Origin of the sequence: Dellaglioa carnosa, from assembly GCF_026948345.1 — a bacterium.
GTDB classification, from domain to species: domain Bacteria; phylum Bacillota; class Bacilli; order Lactobacillales; family Lactobacillaceae; genus Dellaglioa; species Dellaglioa algida.
In genome coordinates, this window is record NZ_JANXLI010000002.1 from 99,373 (window position 1) to 121,758 (window position 22,386).

Sequence of the window (22,386 nt, forward strand, 5' to 3'; positions counted from 1 at the left end):
TTTTTGTGTCAGACGTGTTATTATGTTAGGGACATAAACAATCAGAATAGTTTAGATTAGGTGAAAATTCTTCGGGGGAAGGAAGCAACTTATTATGAAAAAGAAAATATTATTGTATGTAATTAGCGGACTTCTTCTGTTTTTCTTGGGTGGATTAAAAGCAGAAGCAGCAAAGACAATCAGCGGGTGGCCATCAAGTGTGCCAGCTCCTCCGGCGTCAACATTGAAAATTGCCGGTTACTTTGGAGCTCCGGATAGTTTGAATTTAGATTCAGGTACAAGTACTAAATATCCACAAACGGTTATCATCACACCGTACGCTAAGGATCAATTAGGTGGTATTTGGTCGACATCAAGAATAGATTTAAACAATAGTTTTTCATACAGCATGTGGTTATGGCTAGGTGCTAAAAATGGATTATACGATGTTCCTGACGCGGCATCCGATGGGATAGCCTTCCTTTTACAAAATGATTCTAAGAGGGATGGGTCTATAGGAACAAACGGTGGTGGTATTGGTGCCTATTCATATGGGAACCAACAAAGTGGGAAAACCAATTATGTTAAGGATTCCTTGGCTATTGAGATGGATAGTTGGTGGAATAATATTGCTAACCTTCCGGCTGAACATTTTGATGAAGATATCCCATATGCGGCAAATTCAAATGGTCATACAGCATTTGTTCAGCCGAAAGATCTTGGTAAAAATTCAAGACTGGGGCATATTAAGTATTGGTACGAAAAAAATCCGACAAATGATAATAATAAGGACCCCAAGTACATGTTAGCCAATAATCATTGGCGCTTATTCAACATTAATTGGGTACCTAAAATTACTTGGGAAAATGGAAAAAGAATTCTAGGTGGGAAGTTATCGTACACATTTGGTGATAACTATGACCCTAAAACAGGGACAACAGATCATAGTACCGTTATGCCCGGAGATATGTCATTAGATATTCCAGATGTCAATAAGTACTTTGGTGCCGACTCTTCAACAGCTGACCCTTTAAATCAAAGTGTTCTATATGGATTTACGGGATCTACGGGTGGGGCTAACAATTTTCAAGCTGCCAGTATGAATAAATTACCTCAAACGGTAAGCCCAATTACGTTGAATTTTGTGATTGATGGGACTAACACGAAGTTGATTGATCCAGTTTCTTTAAATGGGGAGGTTGGCGAGACTTGGAATGGTGCCGATCGAAGACAAGAATGGATTCAATATAAAAATGAATGGTACCAATATACCGGTAACTATACGGCCGATACCCCCGATTCAAAAGATAATGGAACCTTCTCGGCAACAACTGGCTACAATGTAACGTATAAATACAAAAAACAGACGCCGCCAGAGAATTACGCGCTTAAAAAAGCGGTTAAAAATGTTACCGCCAATGATGCAAATTGGGTGACGGATACGACTGGTAAAACGGGAGATAACATTAGTTACGAGTTAACGTATACCAATTTAACTAATATTTCTTCTGGTGACATCACGGATAAATTACCAAGTAATATCACGTATACCAAAGGTAGTTTACAAATGGCGAGCCCTGATAGTAATTGGGAATATAAAACGATTGACGATAGTATTTTTATTAGTAATCAAACAGTTAAATTTCCGTATGTCATTCCCGCCGGTGGCTCATTTAAATTGAAATTAAATGGCGCAATCAATTCAGGCGTCTCTCCGGGAGATAAAATTATTAATAACGCAACAGCTGGTACGTCTAGTTCAAGCGTTAAGAGTAATGATGCGATAGTGACCATTAACAAGCTCCCCTATAAGGGAAGTATTGAAAAAGGCGTTCTTAATGAGACAAATAAAGAAACAAAATATCAGTCCAAAACAAGCGGACAGGTTGATGATTTAGTTAAATATCAAATTAAAGTGAAGCCGGATGCAAACTCGGCTGATAAATTAACAACTATTGATTTAAAAGATGTTGTTAGTGATCCGACAAGTGATTTAGACATTGATAATAACTCAATTTTAGTGACTTATGCGGATGGTTCAACTCAAAAAGAAAGTTCAATTGCTGATATCAAACTTAAAGATATGGTGAAGGGCGACAGTGCAACAATCACTTACTCAGGAACGGTTAAACGAACAACAGTTGGAGAAATTGAAAATAAAGCATTGGTGACTGCTAAAACAAGTGGGAATGAAACGTATTCTGATTCTAGTAAAGCAGATGTCGAAGTGACAGAGCCTCGTAATACCAATATGACGATTCGTTATGTTGATCTCGACGATAATCTAGCGAGTCCAACATATATTAGTACTGAAGTTAGTGCGGCGGGAAAACCTAAAGCAGCATTATCAACAGTTATTTCTGACAGAGTTGCACCTAAAGTGTTGAATGATTACACGGTTATCTCAGTTACTAATGACACTGATTTAACAAAGGCCAACTGGTCAGATGCTTATAAAGATGATCCTTTGTTCGATTATAAAGATAAGGTGATCACGTATGGGTATAAGAAGGCCATGATTTCGATTGACGCACCTAAGTTATGGGATTTCGGTACAAATGATCCGGCACAATCTGATACAACTTACTATCTAAAGACTGCCGAAAATAAACCGCAGAAAATTTCTGTAGTAGATAACTACGGCGTTCAATCATGGCAATTAAAAGTTCAACAATCAACCGCGTTTATCAGTACTGATACAGATAAACATGAGTTAACTGATGCACAACTTAGAATTACTAACGGAAATGTAATTGCCAATAAAGACAATACTGCTAAAGGGAATATTAATTCGAAAGATAAATTTAATATTGATACTGGTAGTGAGATTGATCAATTGATGACTTTTACTAAGTTAGGAACTTATCAAGACAACGACGAGAAAAAAGATCAAAGTAGTAAAGATAATCCATATACCAATCCCGGAAAAGGGGCTTGGGATTACCAATTTGGAGATGACAAAACGGCCAACTACAGTGTTGGGTTACATGTTCCAGCAACAACTAAGAGATACAAGACGCATTACCAGACAGAGTTAACATGGTCATTAACGGTTGCGCCGTAGGAGGAAATGAAAGATGAGTAAGAAACAACGATTGGGGCAATTTGGTCTTAGTTTGGGATTACTATTATTTGGATTTATGATGTTGAGCCGGCCAGTACAGGCTGCTGCACAGACACAGAATGCAGATTTTGAAATTCAACCAGTGTTACCTAGCGAACAAGTGGATAATAGCTTACATTATTATGACGTTAACTATGAACCGGGAACAACTCATGTTATTAAAATGAAGGTTCAAAATTTTACGGATCACGAAATGACGCTTAAAAGCGATTTCCAAAATGGAATGACGCAAGATGGCGGTGGTATGAAATTTCAACAATCTATTAAAAACTTAGATGTGAGTTTAAAAATTCCGTTCACAACCGTGGCAAGCATAAAAAAAGCGGATCAAACCATTAAATTAGGGCCAAAAGAGGCTACAACTATTTCGGCAACTATCAAAATGCCTAAACAAAAATTTGACGGCATGATTGCCGGTGGTTGGCATTTTATCGAGTATGTAAAAAGTACCGGAAATGCAAAACAATCGGTTTCTAGTAACTATGCTTACATGGTGAGCGTTAATATCAGGGGATCGAAATATGAGGTCTATCCAAAATTAGCCTATGATTCAACAAAACCAATGTTATTCAATAAGCATCCTGCTATGGGAATTAAACTTAGGAATACAGAACCAATGGTCTTGAAGAATGTTACATTCCAAGCAGTACTCTACAGGGATGGACAGTACAGTAGTCGACGCGTGTTTAATAAAACACAATCAAGTATTGCGCCGAACTCATCAGTCACGCTGCCTATTTCATGGCAATATGAGACGATGAAGCCGGGTAAATATCATGTAGAAGTTAAAGTGAATGGTCAAAATCTGTGGGATTTAAAGAAAATGAATTGGTCATTTAAAAAGACATTTAACGTTACGGGCAAAGAAGCTGATGATATCAATAGTGAAGCAATTAAAAGACCCATTAATTTCTGGTTCTATATTGCAGCAGCTAGTGGGGCAATGATGTTAGCAACGTTAGGTGGCGCAATCTTCGTTCTACGGATGACAGTCTAATGAAACGTAATCACTTTAAATTTCTAATGGGCATTATATTAATTATGTTTAGCGTGATAACTGTTGGTAGATTGTCACAAGGAAGCGTCTCTGCTCAAAAAATCGTTAATGACGAGAGTAAGGCAACGTTTATGCTAATGCCGGAATTACCTAAGGATAACATTGGCGGGAATCATCTCGGTTATTTTAATCTTAAGTTAAGCGCGGATAAAACGCGTCAAATTAGGATTAAAGTCTATAATCCGACTGATAAGGTGCTGTCTATCACGAGTGAAGTGAAGGACGCAACGACAGACGATAACGGAGGAATTGACTACCTCGGACTACATAAAATTGATCGTAATTTATTGCCTGAGGTAGGAAACGACATCGTTAAGATGCCAAAGAATCTTAAACTTAAACCGAATGAAACCAAATGGGTAACTGTTAAGATTAATCCAGGAAAGACCCTGTTTGCGGGTCAAAAGTTAATGGCTTTGAATCTTGGCTCGGCTGAAACAGATACTAAATCAAGTATTAATAATAAATTTGTGTACGCAATAGGTCTTGTATTGAATGGGACTGATTTAAAGAAAAAAGAGTATAAAACAATGTTATCGGATGGTATTAAAACGCGAATTATTAAAGATCATAAAGCCGCAATCAGTATTAAACTTAAGAATCCAGATCCAAAATTTTTAAGTAATGTTAAGGTGACTGCGAGTTTACAAAATGATAAGTGGCATATGATTCATTATGATAATGAACTTAAAAATATTAAAATTGCGCCAAATTCGAGTTTTTATGATGATCTTTTATTAAGCGAATTGCGCCTAGTTCCGGGTCTATACAAAATGACGTTAAATGTGAAGACTGATGAATATACAAAAACGATTCATAAGTACGTCAAAATTACGTCGTCAGATGCATCATATATTAATCGAAATAACTACGAATATTTAAAATTTAGAAATATTATTTTAGGTGTTTTGGGTGGTTTAATTTTAATAATAATTGTTACTTGGTTATTAATTAGAAGAAAACGAAAGAGGAGATTAAATGCGAAAATTAGTTAATCGTTTTGGAAAAAAATGGGTGATAACAAGTATGACGATCCTGATGATCGTGTTCTTAATTGTATTCGGGGTAAGTTTAACCTTGGGACTCATTACTTATCATAATTACGATGTCTACACAACGGTAACAATGTAAATCTACGGGATATGATTGCGCTAGTTGTACACTTAATTAACAATCATAAGTAGTGGCGCTTATAGTAATTAACTATAAGGGTTTTGGAGCACCAACTTTAAAAATGGTTATAGGTTACATTATAACACCGCACAATTTGTGCAAAAAAAATATAGGGGGAATTTCTCATGAAATTCAATAAATTAACTGGTTCAGTTTTAGCAGGGGCAACTTTATTATCATTGCTTGCACCAGCAACAGTATCTGCTGCTACAGAAAATAACGACGCTGCAGCAAATGGGGGAACAGCATTACCACAAACAGATAATACTAAAGTTGGTATTTCTTTTGGTGATAATACACATAACTCAAACACTGGCTACCTACGTCTTCAAATGGTACCTCATATCTTAGATTTTGGTAACCATACGTTACTTGATGCTGCATATCCTACATTTACAGCTGACGGTATGAATGAAGGTAAGAAAGATAACACACGTTACCCTAACTACGAAAACGGTGATACAAATAAAACAGCCGTTTTAAATACTAAGGGTGATGCTGCTTTATCAAGTGTTGATGGTAAAGCTTGGGCAACTGTTGTTGATAAACAAATCACACGTACAGCTGCAGAAGAAACTGGTAAAAATACAGCTGCTTCAGGTGACTGGACATTGAGTGTTAAATCAAACAATGAATTAACAGCTGTTGATTCTCAAGGTAATGCAATGCCAAATGATAGCATTTCAGATGCAACATTATCATTTAAAAACACTGCCTCAGCTCAAACACAAGATGTTTACGGTTTAACACAAGAAGGACAAGATAAAACTTGGACTGACGATGTTGCCGCATTAAAAGCAGCAAATCCAGCACTTGAAACACCTGCTGCCGTATCAACTGTTACACCAAATATTGGTTTAACTTTAGCTAAAACTGCTGGTACAGATGTTACTGTAGCAACAGCTAAAGCTGCTGAAGGACAAGGTGCTAACGTCTTTGGTTGGAATACTAATGATATTAAATTAACAATGCCTAAATCGGCTTCTGTTGATAATGCAGTATACCAAGCAGATTTAACATGGACATTGTCATCAACTGTTGCTTAATTTAATTAAGTAATAGTGACATCTTTTAATAATCATGTAAGAGATCATCCTACGGGGTGGTCTCTTTTTTTGTTTTGATATGTTACAAAGTGGTGTACATTGATATAAACATATGATATATTATTCATATGAAAAAAGTTTCACGTGAAAAATAGTTCATATATAGGAGATGTTACAATGACAGCATTAATAGGATCTACTGTACTTGCATTTATTTCAACAAATATCGATTATTTGTTAATTTTAATTATTATTTTTGCGAAGTATAAGAATAAACATGATGATAAACTAATATTCATAGGTGAGTTATTGGGTAGTGGAACACTGATAGTGGTAAGTCTGATCGTCGCATTCTGGTTAAAGATGATTCCGGAAGAATGGATTTTAGGATTTTTAGGAATCATTCCAATTGTTATGGGAATAAAAATGTATTTTGGTGACGAAGATGAAGGCAATGAAGTTCGTGAAAAATTAGGGAAACCACAGCGTAGCATCATATTAAGTGTTATTATGATAACTATTGCAACTTGTGGTCCTGATAATCTTGCCATCTATGTACCCTTTTTCACAACGTTAAATACTGGAGATATACCAATCGTGTTGGGACTATTCTTTATATTCTTGTGCATGATTACTTGGTTAAGTAAAATGATTACTAATTTGCCAAAGATCCAAGTATTTTTTGAAAGATTTGGCGATTTAATTACGTTACTTGTTTATGTCTTCTTGGGGATTTATATCTTACTAGAGAGCGGGACCATTCAACACTTTATTTAGGAGGAAAATGATGCAACCGTATAAAGAAATTCCGGCGGATGAACTTGATGAATCAATCATGTTAACTAAATTATTGAATAATCGAATCAGATTACAATTAATCTATTTGCTGGAACAACATGAATACAATGTGACTGAATTATCTAAAATATTGGATATTGAGCAAACAAATTTATCGCATCAATTAAGTTTATTAAAAACACATCAAATCATTAGCCAACGACGAGAAGGTAAACTGATGTATTATCGAATTGACGATCCACATATCATAGAAACGATGACGGCGTTACTACAGCATGCTAAACACGTCGCTCATGGAAAAACTTGTGATGGTAAAATATGATAGAAAAAATGACTAACTTCGTTTATTTGAAGTTAGTCATTTTTTCTATATCAGTTGACGTTGAAATGGACCCTAACGGATTTGAACCGTCGACCTTCTACTTGCGGAGCAGACGCTCTCCCAACTGAGCTAAGGGCCCGAATAGCTTTATAATACACTAAATATATGAAATTAAAAGTAAAAAATGACTTTTTAAGTGATTTTTTCTAAATAATAATAGTTCTCAATTAAATAGTGCGCGGTTAAATTCTTTTTTGAATAAATAATGTTGCCACAAAGGGATTACCAGGGGGTCAGAAAAGTATTGCTTTTGATAGTTTTGACTGTGAATGAGAACGGACCTAAACTTAATGACTAGAGAGTATTTAACTTTAGATAGTTTATAAAATGAATAAGGGGGATGTAACTATGCTACAGAAAATAACATTGGCGGAAAAAATTAACATACTGCGTGCGGGTGTGATGGGTGCTAATGATGGCATTATCTCAATTTCCGGGATTGTGCTTGGTGTTGCGGGTGCTGCCGTGAATAATTTTGGAATCTTTATTGCAGGAATTGCAGGAATGTTTGCGGGAATGTTTGCAATGGCTGCTGGGGAATACGTATCCGTGAATACGCAAAAAGATACGGAAAAAGCGGCAACAGACGTGCAGGCAAAAAATATAAAAACGCATTTTAATGATGAAAGAAATGACTTAGTGGACTATTATCAAAAACAGGGTATTTCTGAGGATGTCGCTGTAGATATTGCAGATGAGCTGATGAGAAAAGATGCCGTTTTAGTAACGGTAAAAGAAAAATATGGGATTGATCCAGATCACTACACGAACCCCTGGCATGCAGCAGTTGCTTCGATGTTATTATTCCCGGTTGGTGCCGCTTTACCTTTATTGGCGATAACGTTATTCCCTAAACAGATTAGGATTTCAATGACAATCATGGCGGTGATTTTTTCTTTGATATTGACGGGTTACGTCAGTGCAACGCTTGGGAACTCCAGTCGCAAATTAGCCATAATGCGCAATGTCATTTCTGGACTTTTAACGATGGCAATGACTTATTTTATTGGACACTTATTCGCGTAGAAGGAGAAAATAATGACAGATAGAAAGAAAATATCATTAGGCGCAGAATTAAATATATTACGTGCTGGAGTATTAGGATCAAATGACGGGATTTTAACTGTTGCGGGTGTAGTCTTCGGAGTGGCAGCAGCAACGTCAAGTCCATTTGCTGTTTTCATCGCAGGGATATCAGATTTGTTGGCAGTCGCGTTTTCGATGGCATCCGGCGAATATGTTTCTGTTAGCACACAAAAAGATACAGAAAAGGCGGCTGTCGAAACACAAAAGCGCAGATTAATTGAAGAACCTGAGGAAGAACGTCAAATGGTAATCGCTGCTTATTTGGAAAAAGGTGTCTCAAAATCTTTGGCAATTAAGGCGGCGGATAATATTATGGAAAACAATGCATTAGAAGGAACCGTCAAAGAAAGATATGGAATTGAAATTGGCGATTACGTAAATCCGTGGGATGCCGTTTTCTCATCAATGCTTGCGGCGTCGTTAGGTGGTGTGTTTCCATTGCTTTCGATGACCTTTTTACCCGAAAATATTAAAATGTGGGGAACAGTTGTAGTTGTTACCTTTGCGTTAGCGTTAACAGGCTTTATTAGCGCGTCGTTAGGAAGTGCGAGAAAAGGACCAGCAATATTACGTAACGTTATAGCGGGGTTAGTAACGATGCTTGTAACGTATTATATTGGATTACTATTTGCTTAAAATGTTTCATGTGAAACATCGATAATGATGGGGTATAAAAAAAGCGTAAACCGTTAGGTTTACGCTTTTTCATTTATTTAAGAATTATTTGTTAACAGTACCAGCAAATGAAGCAGGGAAGTATGCTAATGTACCAACTTTAACATTTTGACCAGGTTCTGGAGCAGCGATGTATTGGCCACCACCTAAGTAGATACCAACATGGTATGTAGAACCTTGTGCTCCCCAGAATAATAAGTCTCCAGGTTGAGCAGCAGCAGTTGATTTCTTAGTAACATTTGATTCTTGTCCAATAGTATTACGGTTTAAGTTGATACCAACTTTAGCGAATACATATTGTGTGAAACCTGAGCAATCAAAACCTGAAGGAGTTGATCCGCCCCAAACATAAGGAGTACCTATGTATGATTTGGCAACAGAGATAACTTTGCTTGCTGAGTAACTTGCTGTTTGTGTTGTAGAACTTTCAGCAGTATCAGTATTTGAAGTAGCAGCATCGTTATTACTTGTTGAAGCTGTATTTGTGTTAGTAGTTGTGTTGTCAGTAGCAACATTTGTTGTTGAAGTAGTGTTTGAACTAGCAACAGTGTTGTTGGTAGAAGGTTTAGCTACTTCAGCAGCAGGAGCTGCAGCTGGGTTTTCGGTAACAACTTTTTCAGGAACAGCTTTTTTTGCAACTGAGCCAGTTAGGTTCAATGTTTGACCAGGATTGATCATTGAACCTGAAGTTAAACCGTTAGCATCAAGTAATGCTGAGATAGTAATACCATTTGCTTGAGCGATTGACCAGAATGAATCACCATTCTTAACTGTTACTGTTTTACCATCTGCAGAAACTGCTGATTCTGTTGCTTTAGGTGCTGTTTCAACAGGTTTAGCAGCAACTTCTGGTGTAGCTGTCTTAGCTGGTGCTGGAGTAACTGTTTCAGCAGGTTTAGCGGCAACTTCTGGTGTGGTTGTCTTAACTGGTGCTTGAGTAACTGTTTCGGCAGGTTTAGCAGTCGTTACGACTGCTTTTGATCCAGTTAATGTTAATTTTTGGCCAGGTAAGATAAGTGCTGAGTTGTCAGCAAATCCATTAGCTGAGCGAAGAGCTGCGACTGAAATGCCATTTGCTTGAGCAATTGACCATAATGAATCGCCACTTTTAACAGTAACTGATGTTTTGTTTGCTGAGTTATCAGCAGGAAGTGTAGCAACAACGCTTGTTTTTGTTGAGTTCGTGTCAGCATCGCTATCTTTTGTAGGGATGTTTAATGATTGACCCATTGTAATAATATGAGAATTTGAGTCAATGTTGTTTAAAGTTTCGATTGTTTTGATTGAAACGCCGTACTTTTGAGAAAATGCCCAAACGGTATCGTTTGTTTGAACTTTAACTGTTGCTGCATCAGCACTTGCATTAGATGCAAGAAGGAGGCCGGCGGTACCAACTGTACCGAGTAATAATGATTTAATTGTGTTATTCAAATTGAGTCACATCTACTTTCTTTTTTTATTGGTTTTATACTATAGTAACCATTGTAACTGGTTCGTGTTGCAGTTAAATGCGAAAACTATTACAATTCGGGGAAATACTGTAATAAACACTAACAAACGCTTACATACACGTATTTTAAATGTTTTATGTAATTATAATGAATTTTGATTATTGATAAAACACGTTATTTATATTGATTTAAAGGCAATCAACGTATTGTCCCACTAAAAACAGATTTCTATAAATATTACAAAAATGTTACGAAAATCTTATGTTTTAACTACTAGAACTAAATAAAACTATACCAGTCGTTTTACATAGTTGCAAATGAAATTTTTAATTTAAATAGAAAGGGATTTCATTGTCTGGTATCATATGAATTATTAGACGTTGAAAGTTCGTAAATAGTTGGCGTATAATTAACCATAATAAAGGGATAAAAATACGTAACGATTGGGTGGAATTATGAAAAGAATAGGTAAAGAAATAATGAGTTGGATCATACCAATCGCGGTAGGACTAATAATTGCAATGCTCTTAAAAACATTCGTTGTCACAATGGTGCGCGTTGATGGACCATCAATGCAACCAAACTTGGTTAACAACGAACATGTAGCAGTTGTTAAGGTAATTGATATTAAGCGCTTTAGCACGGTTGTTTTTGATGCATATGGTGTGGATCCGGACGCAACAGACGGTCAAGAGTATGTTAAACGTGTCATTGGCATGCCTGGTGATACGGTTGCATTTAAAAATGATCATGTCTACGTCAATGATAAGGAGATTTCTGAACCATATATTTCAACCTATCAAAAGACAACGGGAACAAGGGTTCAGGGGATAAATGCTAAGGACTGGTCATTTAAAACATTAGCTGCGGATAACCAATGGACTAAAGATAGTTCGGTCACTAAAGTCCCAGCAGGAAAATATTTTGTTTTAGGGGATCATCGTTCAGTATCCAATGATAGTCGTTACTGGGGATTCGTTGACAAGTCGAAAATTCAGGGTGTCGTAAAAGTCCCATTCTGGAATTTCAACAAGTCCGAACATAAATACATTTACTAACTTGCATTAAAAATGCAAAAAAATAATTCGATTGAAGAGGAGATTTTATTATGACAAAAACACCAATTATTTTAGATTGTGATCCAGGACATGATGACGCATTAGCATTAATGATGGTCATTGCTTCGCCAGAATTTGATTTACGTGCAGTGACAACATCTGCCGGGAATCAAACGCCTGATAAAACATTTGATAATGCTTGTCGACTGCTAACATTAATGGAACGAACGGATATTCCGGTTGCTAGTGGTAATAAAAAACCTTTACTTCAAGAATTAATGATCGCTGATGCCGTTCACGGTGATACTGGGGTTGATGGAACAGTATTGCCTAAATCAGAGATTCCAGCAACTAACTTAACGGCAATTGAACTAATTGCTGAGACGCTTTCTAAGAGTGCTGAAAAAGTCACAATGGTTGTAACGGGTCCAATGACAAATATGGCTTTATTCTTAGCCGTATATCCTGAATTAAAAAGTAAAATTGAAAAAATTGTCTTCATGGGTGGCTCAACTGATGTAGGAAATGTTAAGCCTGGTTCAGAATTTAATATCGCTGTAGATCCAGAATCAGCAAAAATGGTTTTGAATGATTCAATTCCATTAGTTATGGCCGGCTTGAATTTAACGCATCAAGCACAAATTTTGGATGCAGAAATTGAAGAAATTGGTAAGATTAACAACAAAGTAGCACAATCAGCATACGGATTATTGAAATTTTACGGTATTTATTATGGCCAAGAAAAATGGGGATTCCAAGGCATTCCTTTACATGATCCTTGTACAATTGCTTGGATGCTACAGCCAGAACTATTCACGAGTGGTCACTACCATGTTGATGTTGAAGTTAACGGCGATCTTACTCGAGGTGAAACAATTGTCGACAAATTTGATTTGTTAGGTCTTGAAAAAAATACAGAGGTTCTGTTATCTATTGACCGTACAAAATTTGTTGAATTATTAATTTCAAAACTTAAAAAATTTGATGAGTTAGTAGGATAGTAAATCTTACAGGTGGCTTGTATTTCTGGATTAAATACGTTAAAGTTAAACAGGACGTGAAACATCGTTTTGTTTCACAAATAACGGAGGGCCAGTCATATGAATCCAGAAGAATTTCGTCAATCATTAGCTGAAAAAGGTATCAATTTAACAGACAGACAAATGGCACAATTTGAAACTTACTATGAATTTTTAGTAATGACAAATGAAAACCTTAATCTGACTGCTATTACAGAAAAGTCAGACGTTTATTTGAAGCATTTTTATGATTCTTTAACGCCTGCTTTTTATTCAAAAGAAATACAAAGCGAGCCCTTATCTATTTGTGACGTCGGCGCTGGTGCCGGCTTCCCTTCAATTCCATTGAAGATTGCTTTCCCGCAATTAACGGTGACTATTGTTGATTCGTTGAACAAGCGTATCAACTTTTTGAATGAATTGGCGGACAAATTAGATATTACAGGGGTTGCTTTTTTTCATAATCGTGCAGAAGAATTTGCGGGTAAGAAAAGCTTATACAGAGAGCAATACGATATTGTAACGGCACGCGCAGTTGCCAGATTGAGCGTGTTATCTGAATTATGTTTACCGTTAGTTAAGTTAAATGGTCAATTTATTGCATTAAAAGCGCAAAAAATGGATGAGGAACTAGCCGACGCCGAATATGCTATCAAGCTTTTAGGCGGTCAGGTTAAAGTTAATCATGAATTTAATTTACCAATTTCTAATGACGAACGTCATTTATTGGTAGTTGATAAAATTAAATTAAGTCCTAAGAAATACCCTAGAAAGGCGGGCGTCCCTGGACGGACACCGCTTGTAGCTAAGTTATAGTCAGGAGGTCGTCAGAAAATGGCATTTTCATTTTTAGGAAATCGTAAAAATCAACAAGAAGATGAAACGAATCAAAAGAAGGTTAGTGACATTTCTATTGCGGCCATTATTCCCAATCGATTTCAACCTCGTCGAGTCTTCGATGATCAAAAAATTGAGGAATTAGCACAAACCATTAAAGAACATGGTTTGTTGCAACCTATTATTTTACGAGAATATGAGACGGGAAAATATGAAATTATTGCTGGGGAACGTCGTTTTCGAGCGGTAATTTCATTAGATTGGAAAGAAATACCGGCAATTATTCGCGAGATGAATGACGACCAAGCGGCATCAATGGCACTGATTGAAAACTTACAACGAGAAGAGTTAACTGCGATTGAAGAAGCGGAAGCATACAGTAAATTAATGAACTTGAACCACCTATCGCAGTCTAAATTGGCTGAAAACATGGGTAAGAGTCAGGCGTTTATTGCGAATAAATTACGGTTGCTAAAGCTAGAACATGAAGTGCAGACAGCAATTATGTCACAACAAATATCCGAGCGTCATGGTCGGGCGATGGTTAATTTAGAACCTACCGCACAAAAGAAATTACTAAAACGTATTTTAAAAGAAAAATTAACAGTTAAAGAAACTGAATTACTCATTGCAGAGGATAAAGGTAAACCAGAACCAAAAGAAAATGAAAAAAAAGTTACGAAAAAAGCTAACCCTGATAAACGATTAGTTCTTAACACATTGAAACAGGCCGTTAAAGTTATAGAAGATAACGGTGTTACCATTAAATCAAAACAAGAAAAAACTGATTCAGGATATCGCGTCATTATTGATGTGGTTGAATCAAAAAAGGAGGGTTAATCAAATATGGGAATTGTTATTTCATTAGCGAACCAAAAAGGCGGCGTTGGTAAAACAACAACAAGCGTGAACTTAGGCGCCTGCTTGGCCGAATTAGGTCAACGAGTCTTATTAATCGATACAGATGCCCAAGGAAATTCAACAAGTGGTGTTGGTATCGAAAAATCAACCATTAAAAAAGATATTTACGATGTTTTAGTTAATGAATTTCCAATTAAGGACACTATTCTTCCTACGAATCATAAGGGGTTAGATATTGTTCCCGCAACAATTCAATTAGCCGGTGCCGAAATTGAATTAACACCACAAATGGCGCGTGAAACACGCCTGTTGGATGCCATCAAAACAATTGAAGATCAATATGATTATATTTTAATTGATTGCCCGCCATCACTTGGCTTAATCACAATCAACGCTTTTACGGCCAGCAAATCAATTTTAATTCCTGTTCAAAGCGAGTATTACGCTTTGGAAGGTTTGAGCCAATTATTGAATACAATTCGCTTGGTTCAAAAACATTTTAATCCAGATTTAGCCATTGAAGGCGTTCTGATGACAATGTACGATGCGCGAACGAATTTAGGCGCAGAAGTTGTTTCTGAAGTTCAAAAATATTTTGCAGAAAAAGTTTACAAAACGATTATTCCGCGAAATGTCCGCTTGTCCGAAGCACCTAGTCATGGGATGGCAATTATCGATTATGATCCTAAGTCAAAGGGTGCTCAAGTTTATATGGAATTGGCAAAGGAAGTGTTAAAGGCGCATGGCAAATAATAAAAAAGGTCTTGGAAAAGGCATCAACGCATTATTTCAAGATGAGCTTGACCAGTATGATGACACAAAAGAATCCATTGTCCGTCTGAATTTAGATGAGATTCGGCCCAACCCATATCAACCGCGTAAAACATTTAATGAGGATGCGTTAAAAGAATTAGCAGCTTCAATTAAAAAATCGGGTGTCTTTCAACCGATTATTGTTAGAGAATCGGTGATTAAAGGTTACGAAATCATTGCCGGGGAACGTCGTTTTCGTGCTTCTAAATTAGCTGGTGTGGCTGATGTTCCAGCAATCGTTAGAACAATGACCGAAGAATCAATGATGGAAGTTGCGATTTTAGAAAATCTACAGCGTGAAGAGTTATCTCCTTTAGAAGAGGCAGAAGCTTATAACACGTTGATGGAAAAATTAAATCTAACACAATCACAAGTTTCAGAACGGTTGGGCAAAAGTCGCCCATATATCGCTAACTATTTACGTTTGCTAGGGTTGCCTCATGCGGTCAAAGAATTAATTCAGGCTGACCAATTATCAATGGGTCAAGCGCGAACATTGTTATCACTTAAAGACAAACAAAAAATTGGTACATTAGCTAAAAGGACGGTTAAAGAAAATTTAACTGTTCGTGAATTAGAAAAAGTAATTGCTCAAATGAACGGCGAGAGTAAAAAGAATACTAAAAAAACGAACGACAGTGAAAAATCAATTTATGTTCAACAAAGCGAGAATTTATTAAAAGAAAAATTTGGTACACAGGTCTCTATTCAACAAAGTAAAAAAAATGATAAAGGTAAAATCGAAATTGATTATTTATCAACGGACGATTTGAACCGAATCTTAGACTTACTTGATATTTCACTAGATTAGGAGGTTAGTCGATATGTATGACTTACACGATATTGTTGAAATGAAAAAGCCACATCCCTGTGGAACTAACCGCTGGGAAATTGTCCGAATGGGGATGGATATCCGCATTAAATGTTTAGGTTGCGGACATCTTATTCTATTATCCAGACGAGAATTTGAAAAAAAGATGAAAAAAATGTTAGAAAAGGCTACGCCAGAAGATAACACAAAATAAATGAAAAGAGTGACGCTTAATTATGGCATTAACGGCAGGAATCGTAGGATTACCAAACGTAGGTAAATCAACCTTATTTAACGCAATTACAAAAGCAGGCGCAGAAATGGCTAACTATCCATTTGCAACAATTGATCCTAATGTTGGGATGGTTGAAGTTCCAGATAAACGCTTAGCTCGGATTGACGAAGTCGTCCCTGCTAAGAAAATTATTCACACAACTTTTGAATTTACAGATATTGCCGGTATTGTTAAAGGCGCAAGTAAAGGCGAAGGATTGGGTAATAAATTTTTAGAAAACATTCGTCAGGTTGATGCAATTGTGCATGTTGTTCGCGCGTTTGATGATGATAACATTACGCATGTTTCTGATAAAGTTGACCCAATGGACGATATCGAAACGATTAATTTGGAACTTGTTTTTGCAGATTTGGATAGTGTTACGAAACGCTATGCTAAGGTGGAAAAAGTTGCGAGAACAAAAGATAAGGATGCTTTAGCAGAATTCAGTATCTTACAAAAAATCAAACCAGTTCTTGAAGCTGGACATGCCGTTCGTTCAATTGAATTTGATGAAGAAGAAGAAAAATATGTTAAAGGCATGTTCTTATTAACTAATAAGCCAGTCCTTTACGTTGCTAATATCGCCGAAGACGATATGGCTGACCCTAACGCTAATAAATATGTGAAATTAATTGAATCTTTCGCCAAAGAAGAAGGTTCTGAATGCTTAGCCGTTTCTGCTAAAACGGAAGAAGAAATTGCCGAATTAGATGATGAAGATAAGTTAGATTTCCTTGAAGCTGCTGGTGTCGAAGAATCAGGACTTGATCGTTTAATTAGAGCTTCTTACAAGTTATTAGGTTTAGCAACATTCTTCACCGCGGGTGGTGCTGAAACACGAGCATGGACCTTTAAACAGGGGATGAAAGCACCTCAAGTTGCCGGTGTTATCCATTCAGATTTCGAACGTGGGTTTATCCGCGCCGAAACAATGTCATTTGATGACTTGGATAAAAATGGAAGTGTTGCAGCTGTTAGAGAAGCTGGTCGCTTACGTTCCGAGGGTAAGGAATATGTCGTGCAAGATGGCGATATTATTGAGTTCAGATTTAACGTCTAAATAAAATAAGTTAGTAGGAGTTGTTAACCATGGCAGATGAAAATAACCTTGAAGGAGCACCAGTTGAAGATAGAAATGCTTCGGCCGCTGCAAAACAAAAAGAATATCTAGAAAAAGAAACAAAGTTACAAGGCGAAGGTCCTTTCGCGGGATTAACTAAACGTAATGAAGACTACGTTTACCGTTTAAATAGTATTTTAACGGATTCAGAAATTAATAATGAAAAACGCGATACAATTATTAATGAGATTGTTGCAGAATTGCGTACCGAACAACGTAAGGGCGTAACGGCAACTAAATTATATGGTCCAGTTAGCACAAAAGCTGCCGATATTATTATGGGACCTCAGAAAAAAGCTGCAGAACCATCAACGAGTTTTTGGTTGACTGTTCTGGATAATGGCTTGATGATGCTAGCAATTTTCGCTGCCATGTATGCTGTGACAGGATTTATGAATAAAACAAGTTTAGAGGCCGGTGATTCAGGTGCCGGTGGGTTATTGACGCTACTCTTGACATCGATCTTGGGTGGAATGGGCGCAGCACTTTTCTACAAAAAGTATGGGCCTAATGTCAAAAAAGAAGACAAACCAGCTTTTTGGGTTACATTACTCGTAATGATTGCTTTCATCGCTGTTTGGATTCTTGCCTACATGTTAGTAGCATTGATTCCAGGACCACTTAATTCAATATTACCAGCAGCTGTATACGTTGCAATTGCGGCTATCGCATTTGTGGCAAGACTTTATATTAAACGTCGCTATAATATTAATCGTACAATGTTTTAGATCGATAGCGACTGGGAAAAGAGTTCAAGTAAAATTTTTGAGCTCTTTTTTGCTACAATCACGAACGATTACAACTTAATAAGAATCAGACAATAGCCTTGACCAAGGTTGAACTTATCTGGTATGTTAGTAAACAAAATAAAATGAGAAAGCTGGTTTTAAGATGTCAAATTGGGAAACAAAGTTCGCTAAAAAAGGATTCACTTTTGATGACGTATTATTAGTACCTGCAGAAAGTCATGTATTACCGAACGAGGTTGATATCAGCGTGCAACTAGCTAAAAATATCAAGTTAAATGTCCCAATTTTAAGTGCCAGCATGGATACTGTCACAGATTCTAAGATGGCGATTGCCATGGCTCGCCAAGGTGGATTAGGTGTTGTCCATAAGAATATGAGTATCGAACAACAAGCCGGAGAAGTAAAAAAGGTTAAACGCTCTGAAAGTGGCGTTATTATTGATCCTTTCTACTTGACACCACAACATTCTGTTGCGGACGCTGAACAGTTAATGCAACGTTACCGCATCAGTGGTGTCCCAATTGTTGAAACACTAGATAATCGTTTATTGATTGGTATTATTACCAACCGTGATTTACGTTTTGTCTCAGATATGACAGTTTCAATTGATAGCGTAATGACTAAAGAAGGATTAATAACTGCCGCCGAAGGAACTTCACTCAAGGAAGCGGAAAAAATTCTTCAAACAAATAAAATCGAAAAATTACCAATCGTTGATCATGATGGTCGCTTAACAGGTTTAATCACAATCAAAGATATCGAAAAAGTTGTTGAATTCCCTAATGCCGCTAAAGATAAGCATGGTCGTTTACTTGTCGCTGCTGCCGTTGGTGTTACAAGCGATACATTTGAACGAGCTACAGCTTTACTAGAGGCTGGCGTTGATGCCTTAGTCATTGATACTGCGCATGGGCATTCTGCTGGTGTTATCCGTAAAATCACTGAAATTAGAGCTAAATTTCCTGATGCTACTTTAATTGCTGGTAATGTTGCAACGGGTGAAGCAACTCGTGCTCTTTATGATGCTGGTGTTGATGTTGTTAAGGTTGGGATTGGTCCTGGATCAATCTGTACAACACGAATTGTTGCCGGTGTGGGTGTTCCTCAATTAACAGCCATTTATGACGCTGCTGAAGTTGCTCGCGAATATGGTAAGACAATTATTGCTGATGGTGGAATCAAGTACTCTGGTGATATTGTTAAGGCGCTTGCTGCCGGTGGAAATGCCGTTATGTTAGGTAGCATGTTGGCCGGAACTGATGAAGCACCTGGCGAATTCGAAATTTATGAAGGCCGTCGCTTTAAAGTTTACCGTGGTATGGGTAGTTTAGCGGCCATGGAACAGTCAAATGGCTCTTCTGATCGTTATTTCCAAAGTGGCGTGAACGAAGCTAATAAATTAGTGCCAGAAGGTATTGAAGGTCGCGTGGCGTACAAGGGTAGTTTAGCTGATATCATTTTCCAAATGGTTGGTGGCTTACATTCTGGTATGGGTTACGTTGGCGCTGGTACATTGAAAGCCTTACAAGACGATGCTCAATTTGTTCAAATTTCAGGTGCTGGTTTAATTGAATCACACCCACATGATGTTCAAATTACTAAAGAAGCACCTAATTACTCAGTTAAATAACAAAAAAGGTTCAATTTCTTTAATTAACTTAAATAAATTGAACCTTTTTTTATTGAGTAATTTTTAAAGCGCTAATTTTGTGAAGGTTCATCATCAAACATAGTATCAGACATTTTATTGGCGTCTGCCTTATCTTGATAAAAGTGTTGACTTGCCCATATACCGGCGCCGCCTGCTATAGTTAATACCGGAATGCTGCGCCCGTTAATAACTCTATTTTTAACGCCGTAGTAACTGCCGGCACCCGCAGATTGATACCAACCCCTGACATCAAGCCATTTTCGACCATCTTCCCCGTGAAGTGATACAAATGAGCCCCAATGACTCTCTTTATAAGTGTCCACTTTACTATTTCCAGCCGTACTAGAACCCGCTAAGAGCGCTTTATCGGCGGCTGTTCGTTCACTAGTAAGATGTAATTCAGTAACATTACCATTTGTAATAATTTTATTGCCGGTAATGTTAATCGTATCAAGTTTGGACTCGTATTTATTATAGCCATACCAAGTTCCTATTAATGAAGAATCAATTAGATTATTGGCTTTTTTGGCACTTTCGGAACTAGCTTTTTTGGCACTTTCGGAACTAGCTTTTTTGGTACTTTCGGAACTAGCTTTTTGAGCACTTTCGGAACTAGCTTTTTTGGCACTTTCGGAACTGGCTTTTTGAGCACTTTCAGAACTAGCTTTTTTGGCACTTTCGGAACTAGCTTTCTTGGCACTTTCAGAACTAGTTTTTTTGGCACTTTCAGAACTAGCTTTTTTAGCCTTTTCAGAACTAATTTTCTGAGTACTTTCAGAACTTTGTTGTTCAGTCGACCCTGATTGCTTCCCACAACCAACGGTAACTAAAAGCGAACAACATAAAACAACGACTATCCCCATTTTTTTAACTAACACTTTCATTCCTCCATAAATCTATATTTATCCTACAGTAACTTTATAACATTTAGTCAAATTAATTACAAATACGATTCTAGTAACTGCTATCAGCGTTTTTTTATCTAAAATAAGTGTTATTTGTGGAAGTATTCAACGTTAGGGACTACACTACAATTATAAATAACAGATGGGGGTTACAAAATTGGCATATCAAGCAAGTCAGGAAGAACATTCAATTGAAATTACTAATGTTCAAGCATTAGAAGGTTTAGTAAAAGCACGTATGGAAAAGGGTGCATTTGGTTACATCGCCGGTGGTGCAGAAGATGAATGGACATTACGTGAAAATGGTGTCGCATTTGATCACAAACACATCGCACCTCGCGTTTTAAAAAATATTGAAAAACCAGATTTATCAACAACCTTTATGGGTATCGATTTAAAAATTCCAATGATTGCTGCACCAATTGCAGCACAAGGATTGGCTCATGAACAAGGCGAAATTGATACTGCTAAAGGGGTAGCTGCTGTTGGATCAATCATGTCACTAAGTACATATTCCAACAAAACGATTTCGGAAACATGCGATGGTGGAACGGGTGGTCCTCAATTCTTCCAACTATATATGAGTAAAGATGAAAAATTTAACCGTTTCTTGTTAGATCAAGCTAAAAAAGTTGGCATGAAAGCAATCATTCTAACAGCTGATTCAACATTAGGTGGTAATCGTGAAGCTGATAGTATTAACCACTTTACCTTCCCAATTCCCATGGCAAACTTGGCTGAATATGGCGAAGGTGAAGGACAAGGAATAGCAGCTATCTATGCCAATGCTAAACAAACATTGAGCTTGGAAGATATTAAAACAATTTCTGACTACACTGACTTACCTGTCTTTGTTAAGGGGATTCAATCACCATTAGACATTGATGACATCATCGAAGCCGGTGCTAAAGGCGTTTGGGTTTCAAATCATGGTGGCCGTCAATTAGATGGTGGACCTGCATCATTTGATGTTCTTGAATCAATTGCCAAAAAAGTTAACAAACGCGTGCCAATTGTCTTTGATAGTGGAATCCGTCGCGGATCACATATTTTCAAGGCACTTGCAAGTGGTGCAGATGTTGTCGCAATTGGTCGTCCAATGGTTTACGGTCTTCATTTGGGCGGTGCACAAGGTGTTCAATCAGTCTTTGAACATTTATCAAAAGAATTAACAATCGATATGCAATTAGCCGGAACAAAAACGGTTGATGATATTAAAAAAACTGAATTAATCTAAGAGAGACTCATAAGGGGGATACAATTATGTTAGTAATCAATTATGTTCATGGAAAAGAGTTACAAGCAACTTATAAAACGGCTGCAGCTTTTGTCGCAATGATGGAATTAGAAGTACCTGAATTCGAAGATTATTATGAAATCACTAAAGTTACAGAAGACGGTAAAGAAATTGACATATCAGACAAAACAATGGGCGGTTTATTCAACTACTTATTAGCACGTAAATAATTTTCTAAGAGAAGGGCTTTCATTTTTAAATGGAAGCCCTTTTTGAT

General features: G+C 37.1%; 23 protein-coding genes and 1 tRNA gene. 21 read left to right on the top strand and 3 right to left on the bottom strand.

The features are described from left to right. Positions 1 to 94 precede the first annotated feature (94 nt). The 7 genes from N0K80_RS03480 to N0K80_RS03510 all read left to right on the top strand — a co-directional run bounded on the left by N0K80_RS03480 (position 95) and on the right by N0K80_RS03510 (position 7,499). Positions 95 to 3,043 (top strand): lectin-like domain-containing protein, encoded by a 2,949-nt coding sequence (locus N0K80_RS03480; RefSeq protein ID WP_269023781.1) that lies wholly within the window; start codon positions 95 to 97, stop codon positions 3,041 to 3,043. Positions 3,044 to 3,056: 13 nt separating this feature from the next. Continuing rightward, positions 3,057 to 4,100, top strand: a complete 1,044-nt coding sequence (locus N0K80_RS03485) for a DUF916 and DUF3324 domain-containing protein (RefSeq protein ID WP_057974171.1) — start codon at positions 3,057 to 3,059, stop codon at positions 4,098 to 4,100. Between the two features lie 26 nt (positions 4,101 to 4,126). After that, positions 4,127 to 5,155 carry a WxL protein host-binding domain-containing protein gene (locus N0K80_RS03490; protein ID WP_269023782.1) on the top strand — a complete coding sequence of 343 codons (1,029 nt, stop codon included), beginning with the start codon at positions 4,127 to 4,129 and terminating at the stop codon, positions 5,153 to 5,155. Beyond that, positions 5,139 to 5,291, top strand: a complete 153-nt coding sequence (locus tag N0K80_RS03495; protein WP_157051989.1) for a hypothetical protein — start codon at positions 5,139 to 5,141, stop codon at positions 5,289 to 5,291. The genes N0K80_RS03490 and N0K80_RS03495 overlap by 17 nt, the downstream gene beginning before the upstream one ends. A 167-nt stretch (positions 5,292 to 5,458) precedes the next feature. Continuing rightward, entirely contained in the window at positions 5,459 to 6,379 is a 921-nt protein-coding gene (locus N0K80_RS03500) for a WxL domain-containing protein (RefSeq protein WP_269023783.1), read from the top strand. Between the two features lie 177 nt (positions 6,380 to 6,556). Beyond that, the gene (locus tag N0K80_RS03505) at positions 6,557 to 7,156 is read left to right on the top strand and encodes a cadmium resistance transporter (RefSeq protein WP_269023784.1); all 600 of its coding nucleotides are present in this window, start codon (positions 6,557 to 6,559) and stop codon (positions 7,154 to 7,156) included. 7 nt (positions 7,157 to 7,163) lie between these two features. Next, positions 7,164 to 7,499 (top strand): ArsR/SmtB family transcription factor, encoded by a 336-nt coding sequence (locus N0K80_RS03510; protein ID WP_057974175.1) that lies wholly within the window; start codon positions 7,164 to 7,166, stop codon positions 7,497 to 7,499. Between the two features lie 66 nt (positions 7,500 to 7,565). On the opposite strand, the gene N0K80_RS03515 is transcribed toward N0K80_RS03510, so the two are convergent. Further along, a tRNA-Ala gene (locus N0K80_RS03515) sits at positions 7,566 to 7,638 on the bottom strand. 269 nt (positions 7,639 to 7,907) lie between these two features. On the opposite strand from N0K80_RS03515, the gene N0K80_RS03520 reads away from it, so the two are divergent. Together N0K80_RS03520 and N0K80_RS03525 are read left to right on the top strand one after the other, a co-directional pair. Continuing rightward, a complete protein-coding gene (locus tag N0K80_RS03520) occupies positions 7,908 to 8,585 on the top strand; it encodes a VIT1/CCC1 transporter family protein (RefSeq protein WP_269023785.1) in 678 nt (225 codons plus the stop codon). A gap of 12 nt (positions 8,586 to 8,597) precedes the next feature. Further along, positions 8,598 to 9,281, top strand: coding sequence for a VIT1/CCC1 transporter family protein (locus tag N0K80_RS03525; protein WP_112251040.1), 684 nt, complete (start codon positions 8,598 to 8,600; stop codon positions 9,279 to 9,281). Positions 9,282 to 9,365: 84 nt separating this feature from the next. Here the strand turns inward: N0K80_RS03525 and N0K80_RS03530 are convergent, their stop codons facing one another. Then, positions 9,366 to 10,751, bottom strand: a complete 1,386-nt coding sequence (locus N0K80_RS03530) for a C40 family peptidase (RefSeq protein ID WP_269023786.1) — start codon at positions 10,749 to 10,751, stop codon at positions 9,366 to 9,368. Between the two features lie 475 nt (positions 10,752 to 11,226). Here N0K80_RS03530 and lepB point away from each other — a divergent pair, with 475 nt between their 5' ends. The 10 genes from lepB to guaB all read left to right on the top strand — a co-directional run bounded on the left by lepB (position 11,227) and on the right by guaB (position 19,946). Next, positions 11,227 to 11,829, top strand: a complete 603-nt coding sequence (lepB, locus tag N0K80_RS03535; protein WP_146302257.1) for a signal peptidase I — start codon at positions 11,227 to 11,229, stop codon at positions 11,827 to 11,829. Positions 11,830 to 11,879: 50 nt separating this feature from the next. Next, the gene (gene rihA, locus N0K80_RS03540) at positions 11,880 to 12,830 is read left to right on the top strand and encodes a pyrimidine-specific ribonucleoside hydrolase RihA (protein WP_057974180.1); all 951 of its coding nucleotides are present in this window, start codon (positions 11,880 to 11,882) and stop codon (positions 12,828 to 12,830) included. 99 nt (positions 12,831 to 12,929) lie between these two features. After that, the gene (gene rsmG, locus N0K80_RS03545) at positions 12,930 to 13,664 is read left to right on the top strand and encodes a 16S rRNA (guanine(527)-N(7))-methyltransferase RsmG (protein WP_146302258.1); all 735 of its coding nucleotides are present in this window, start codon (positions 12,930 to 12,932) and stop codon (positions 13,662 to 13,664) included. Positions 13,665 to 13,682: 18 nt separating this feature from the next. Then, positions 13,683 to 14,525 (top strand): nucleoid occlusion protein, encoded by an 843-nt coding sequence (gene noc, locus N0K80_RS03550; protein ID WP_269023787.1) that lies wholly within the window; start codon positions 13,683 to 13,685, stop codon positions 14,523 to 14,525. Positions 14,526 to 14,531: 6 nt separating this feature from the next. Continuing rightward, positions 14,532 to 15,299 carry a ParA family protein gene (locus tag N0K80_RS03555; protein ID WP_057974183.1) on the top strand — a complete coding sequence of 256 codons (768 nt, stop codon included), beginning with the start codon at positions 14,532 to 14,534 and terminating at the stop codon, positions 15,297 to 15,299. Next, on the top strand, positions 15,289 to 16,170 hold the full coding sequence (locus N0K80_RS03560; protein ID WP_057974184.1) for a ParB/RepB/Spo0J family partition protein: 882 nt from the start codon (positions 15,289 to 15,291) through the stop codon (positions 16,168 to 16,170). Before N0K80_RS03555 ends, N0K80_RS03560 begins: the two co-directional genes overlap by 11 nt. Before the next feature lie 13 nt (positions 16,171 to 16,183). Further along, a complete protein-coding gene (locus N0K80_RS03565; protein ID WP_057974185.1) occupies positions 16,184 to 16,384 on the top strand; it encodes a DUF951 domain-containing protein in 201 nt (66 codons plus the stop codon). A 22-nt stretch (positions 16,385 to 16,406) separates the two neighbouring features. Further along, complete coding sequence (gene ychF, locus N0K80_RS03570) at positions 16,407 to 17,507, top strand: redox-regulated ATPase YchF (protein WP_112251030.1); 1,101 nt, start codon at positions 16,407 to 16,409, stop codon at positions 17,505 to 17,507. A 29-nt stretch (positions 17,508 to 17,536) separates the two neighbouring features. After that, a complete protein-coding gene (locus N0K80_RS03575; protein ID WP_146343168.1) occupies positions 17,537 to 18,295 on the top strand; it encodes a DUF1129 family protein in 759 nt (252 codons plus the stop codon). A gap of 163 nt (positions 18,296 to 18,458) precedes the next feature. Then, positions 18,459 to 19,946: an IMP dehydrogenase gene (gene guaB / locus N0K80_RS03580; protein WP_057974188.1), complete on the top strand. Its 1,488-nt coding sequence runs from the start codon at positions 18,459 to 18,461 to the stop codon at positions 19,944 to 19,946. A gap of 71 nt (positions 19,947 to 20,017) precedes the next feature. Here guaB and N0K80_RS03585 read toward each other — a convergent pair whose 3' ends face one another. Beyond that, complete coding sequence (locus N0K80_RS03585) at positions 20,018 to 20,845, bottom strand: hypothetical protein (protein WP_269023788.1); 828 nt, start codon at positions 20,843 to 20,845, stop codon at positions 20,018 to 20,020. Between the two features lie 184 nt (positions 20,846 to 21,029). On the opposite strand from N0K80_RS03585, the gene N0K80_RS03590 reads away from it, so the two are divergent. Beyond that, entirely contained in the window at positions 21,030 to 22,109 is a 1,080-nt protein-coding gene (locus N0K80_RS03590) for a lactate oxidase (protein WP_191978435.1), read from the top strand. Positions 22,110 to 22,135: 26 nt separating this feature from the next. Next, entirely contained in the window at positions 22,136 to 22,339 is a 204-nt protein-coding gene (locus N0K80_RS03595; RefSeq protein ID WP_112251185.1) for a hypothetical protein, read from the top strand. Positions 22,340 to 22,386: the final 47 nt, after the last annotated feature.

What these genes read in the sequence shown, in the direction of transcription:
- N0K80_RS03520 (WP_269023785.1), top strand. Translation starts at nt 7,908, where the DNA reads ATGCTACAGAAAATAACATTGGCGGAAAAAATTAACATACTGCGTGCG.
- N0K80_RS03560 (WP_057974184.1), top strand. Translation starts at nt 15,289, where the DNA reads ATGGCAAATAATAAAAAAGGTCTTGGAAAAGGCATCAACGCATTATTT.
- rsmG (WP_146302258.1), top strand. Translation starts at nt 12,930, where the DNA reads ATGAATCCAGAAGAATTTCGTCAATCATTAGCTGAAAAAGGTATCAAT.
- N0K80_RS03555 (WP_057974183.1), top strand. Translation starts at nt 14,532, where the DNA reads ATGGGAATTGTTATTTCATTAGCGAACCAAAAAGGCGGCGTTGGTAAA.
- guaB (WP_057974188.1), top strand. Translation starts at nt 18,459, where the DNA reads ATGTCAAATTGGGAAACAAAGTTCGCTAAAAAAGGATTCACTTTTGAT.
- N0K80_RS03510 (WP_057974175.1), top strand. Translation starts at nt 7,164, where the DNA reads ATGATGCAACCGTATAAAGAAATTCCGGCGGATGAACTTGATGAATCA.
- ychF (WP_112251030.1), top strand. Translation starts at nt 16,407, where the DNA reads ATGGCATTAACGGCAGGAATCGTAGGATTACCAAACGTAGGTAAATCA.
- noc (WP_269023787.1), top strand. Translation starts at nt 13,683, where the DNA reads ATGGCATTTTCATTTTTAGGAAATCGTAAAAATCAACAAGAAGATGAA.
- N0K80_RS03505 (WP_269023784.1), top strand. Translation starts at nt 6,557, where the DNA reads ATGACAGCATTAATAGGATCTACTGTACTTGCATTTATTTCAACAAAT.
- N0K80_RS03575 (WP_146343168.1), top strand. Translation starts at nt 17,537, where the DNA reads ATGGCAGATGAAAATAACCTTGAAGGAGCACCAGTTGAAGATAGAAAT.
- N0K80_RS03480 (WP_269023781.1), top strand. Translation starts at nt 95, where the DNA reads ATGAAAAAGAAAATATTATTGTATGTAATTAGCGGACTTCTTCTGTTT.
- N0K80_RS03490 (WP_269023782.1), top strand. Translation starts at nt 4,127, where the DNA reads ATGGGCATTATATTAATTATGTTTAGCGTGATAACTGTTGGTAGATTG.
- N0K80_RS03485 (WP_057974171.1), top strand. Translation starts at nt 3,057, where the DNA reads ATGAGTAAGAAACAACGATTGGGGCAATTTGGTCTTAGTTTGGGATTA.
- N0K80_RS03565 (WP_057974185.1), top strand. Translation starts at nt 16,184, where the DNA reads ATGTATGACTTACACGATATTGTTGAAATGAAAAAGCCACATCCCTGT.
- N0K80_RS03525 (WP_112251040.1), top strand. Translation starts at nt 8,598, where the DNA reads ATGACAGATAGAAAGAAAATATCATTAGGCGCAGAATTAAATATATTA.
- N0K80_RS03495 (WP_157051989.1), top strand. Translation starts at nt 5,139, where the DNA reads ATGCGAAAATTAGTTAATCGTTTTGGAAAAAAATGGGTGATAACAAGT.
- N0K80_RS03500 (WP_269023783.1), top strand. Translation starts at nt 5,459, where the DNA reads ATGAAATTCAATAAATTAACTGGTTCAGTTTTAGCAGGGGCAACTTTA.
- rihA (WP_057974180.1), top strand. Translation starts at nt 11,880, where the DNA reads ATGACAAAAACACCAATTATTTTAGATTGTGATCCAGGACATGATGAC.
- N0K80_RS03595 (WP_112251185.1), top strand. Translation starts at nt 22,136, where the DNA reads ATGTTAGTAATCAATTATGTTCATGGAAAAGAGTTACAAGCAACTTAT.
- lepB (WP_146302257.1), top strand. Translation starts at nt 11,227, where the DNA reads ATGAAAAGAATAGGTAAAGAAATAATGAGTTGGATCATACCAATCGCG.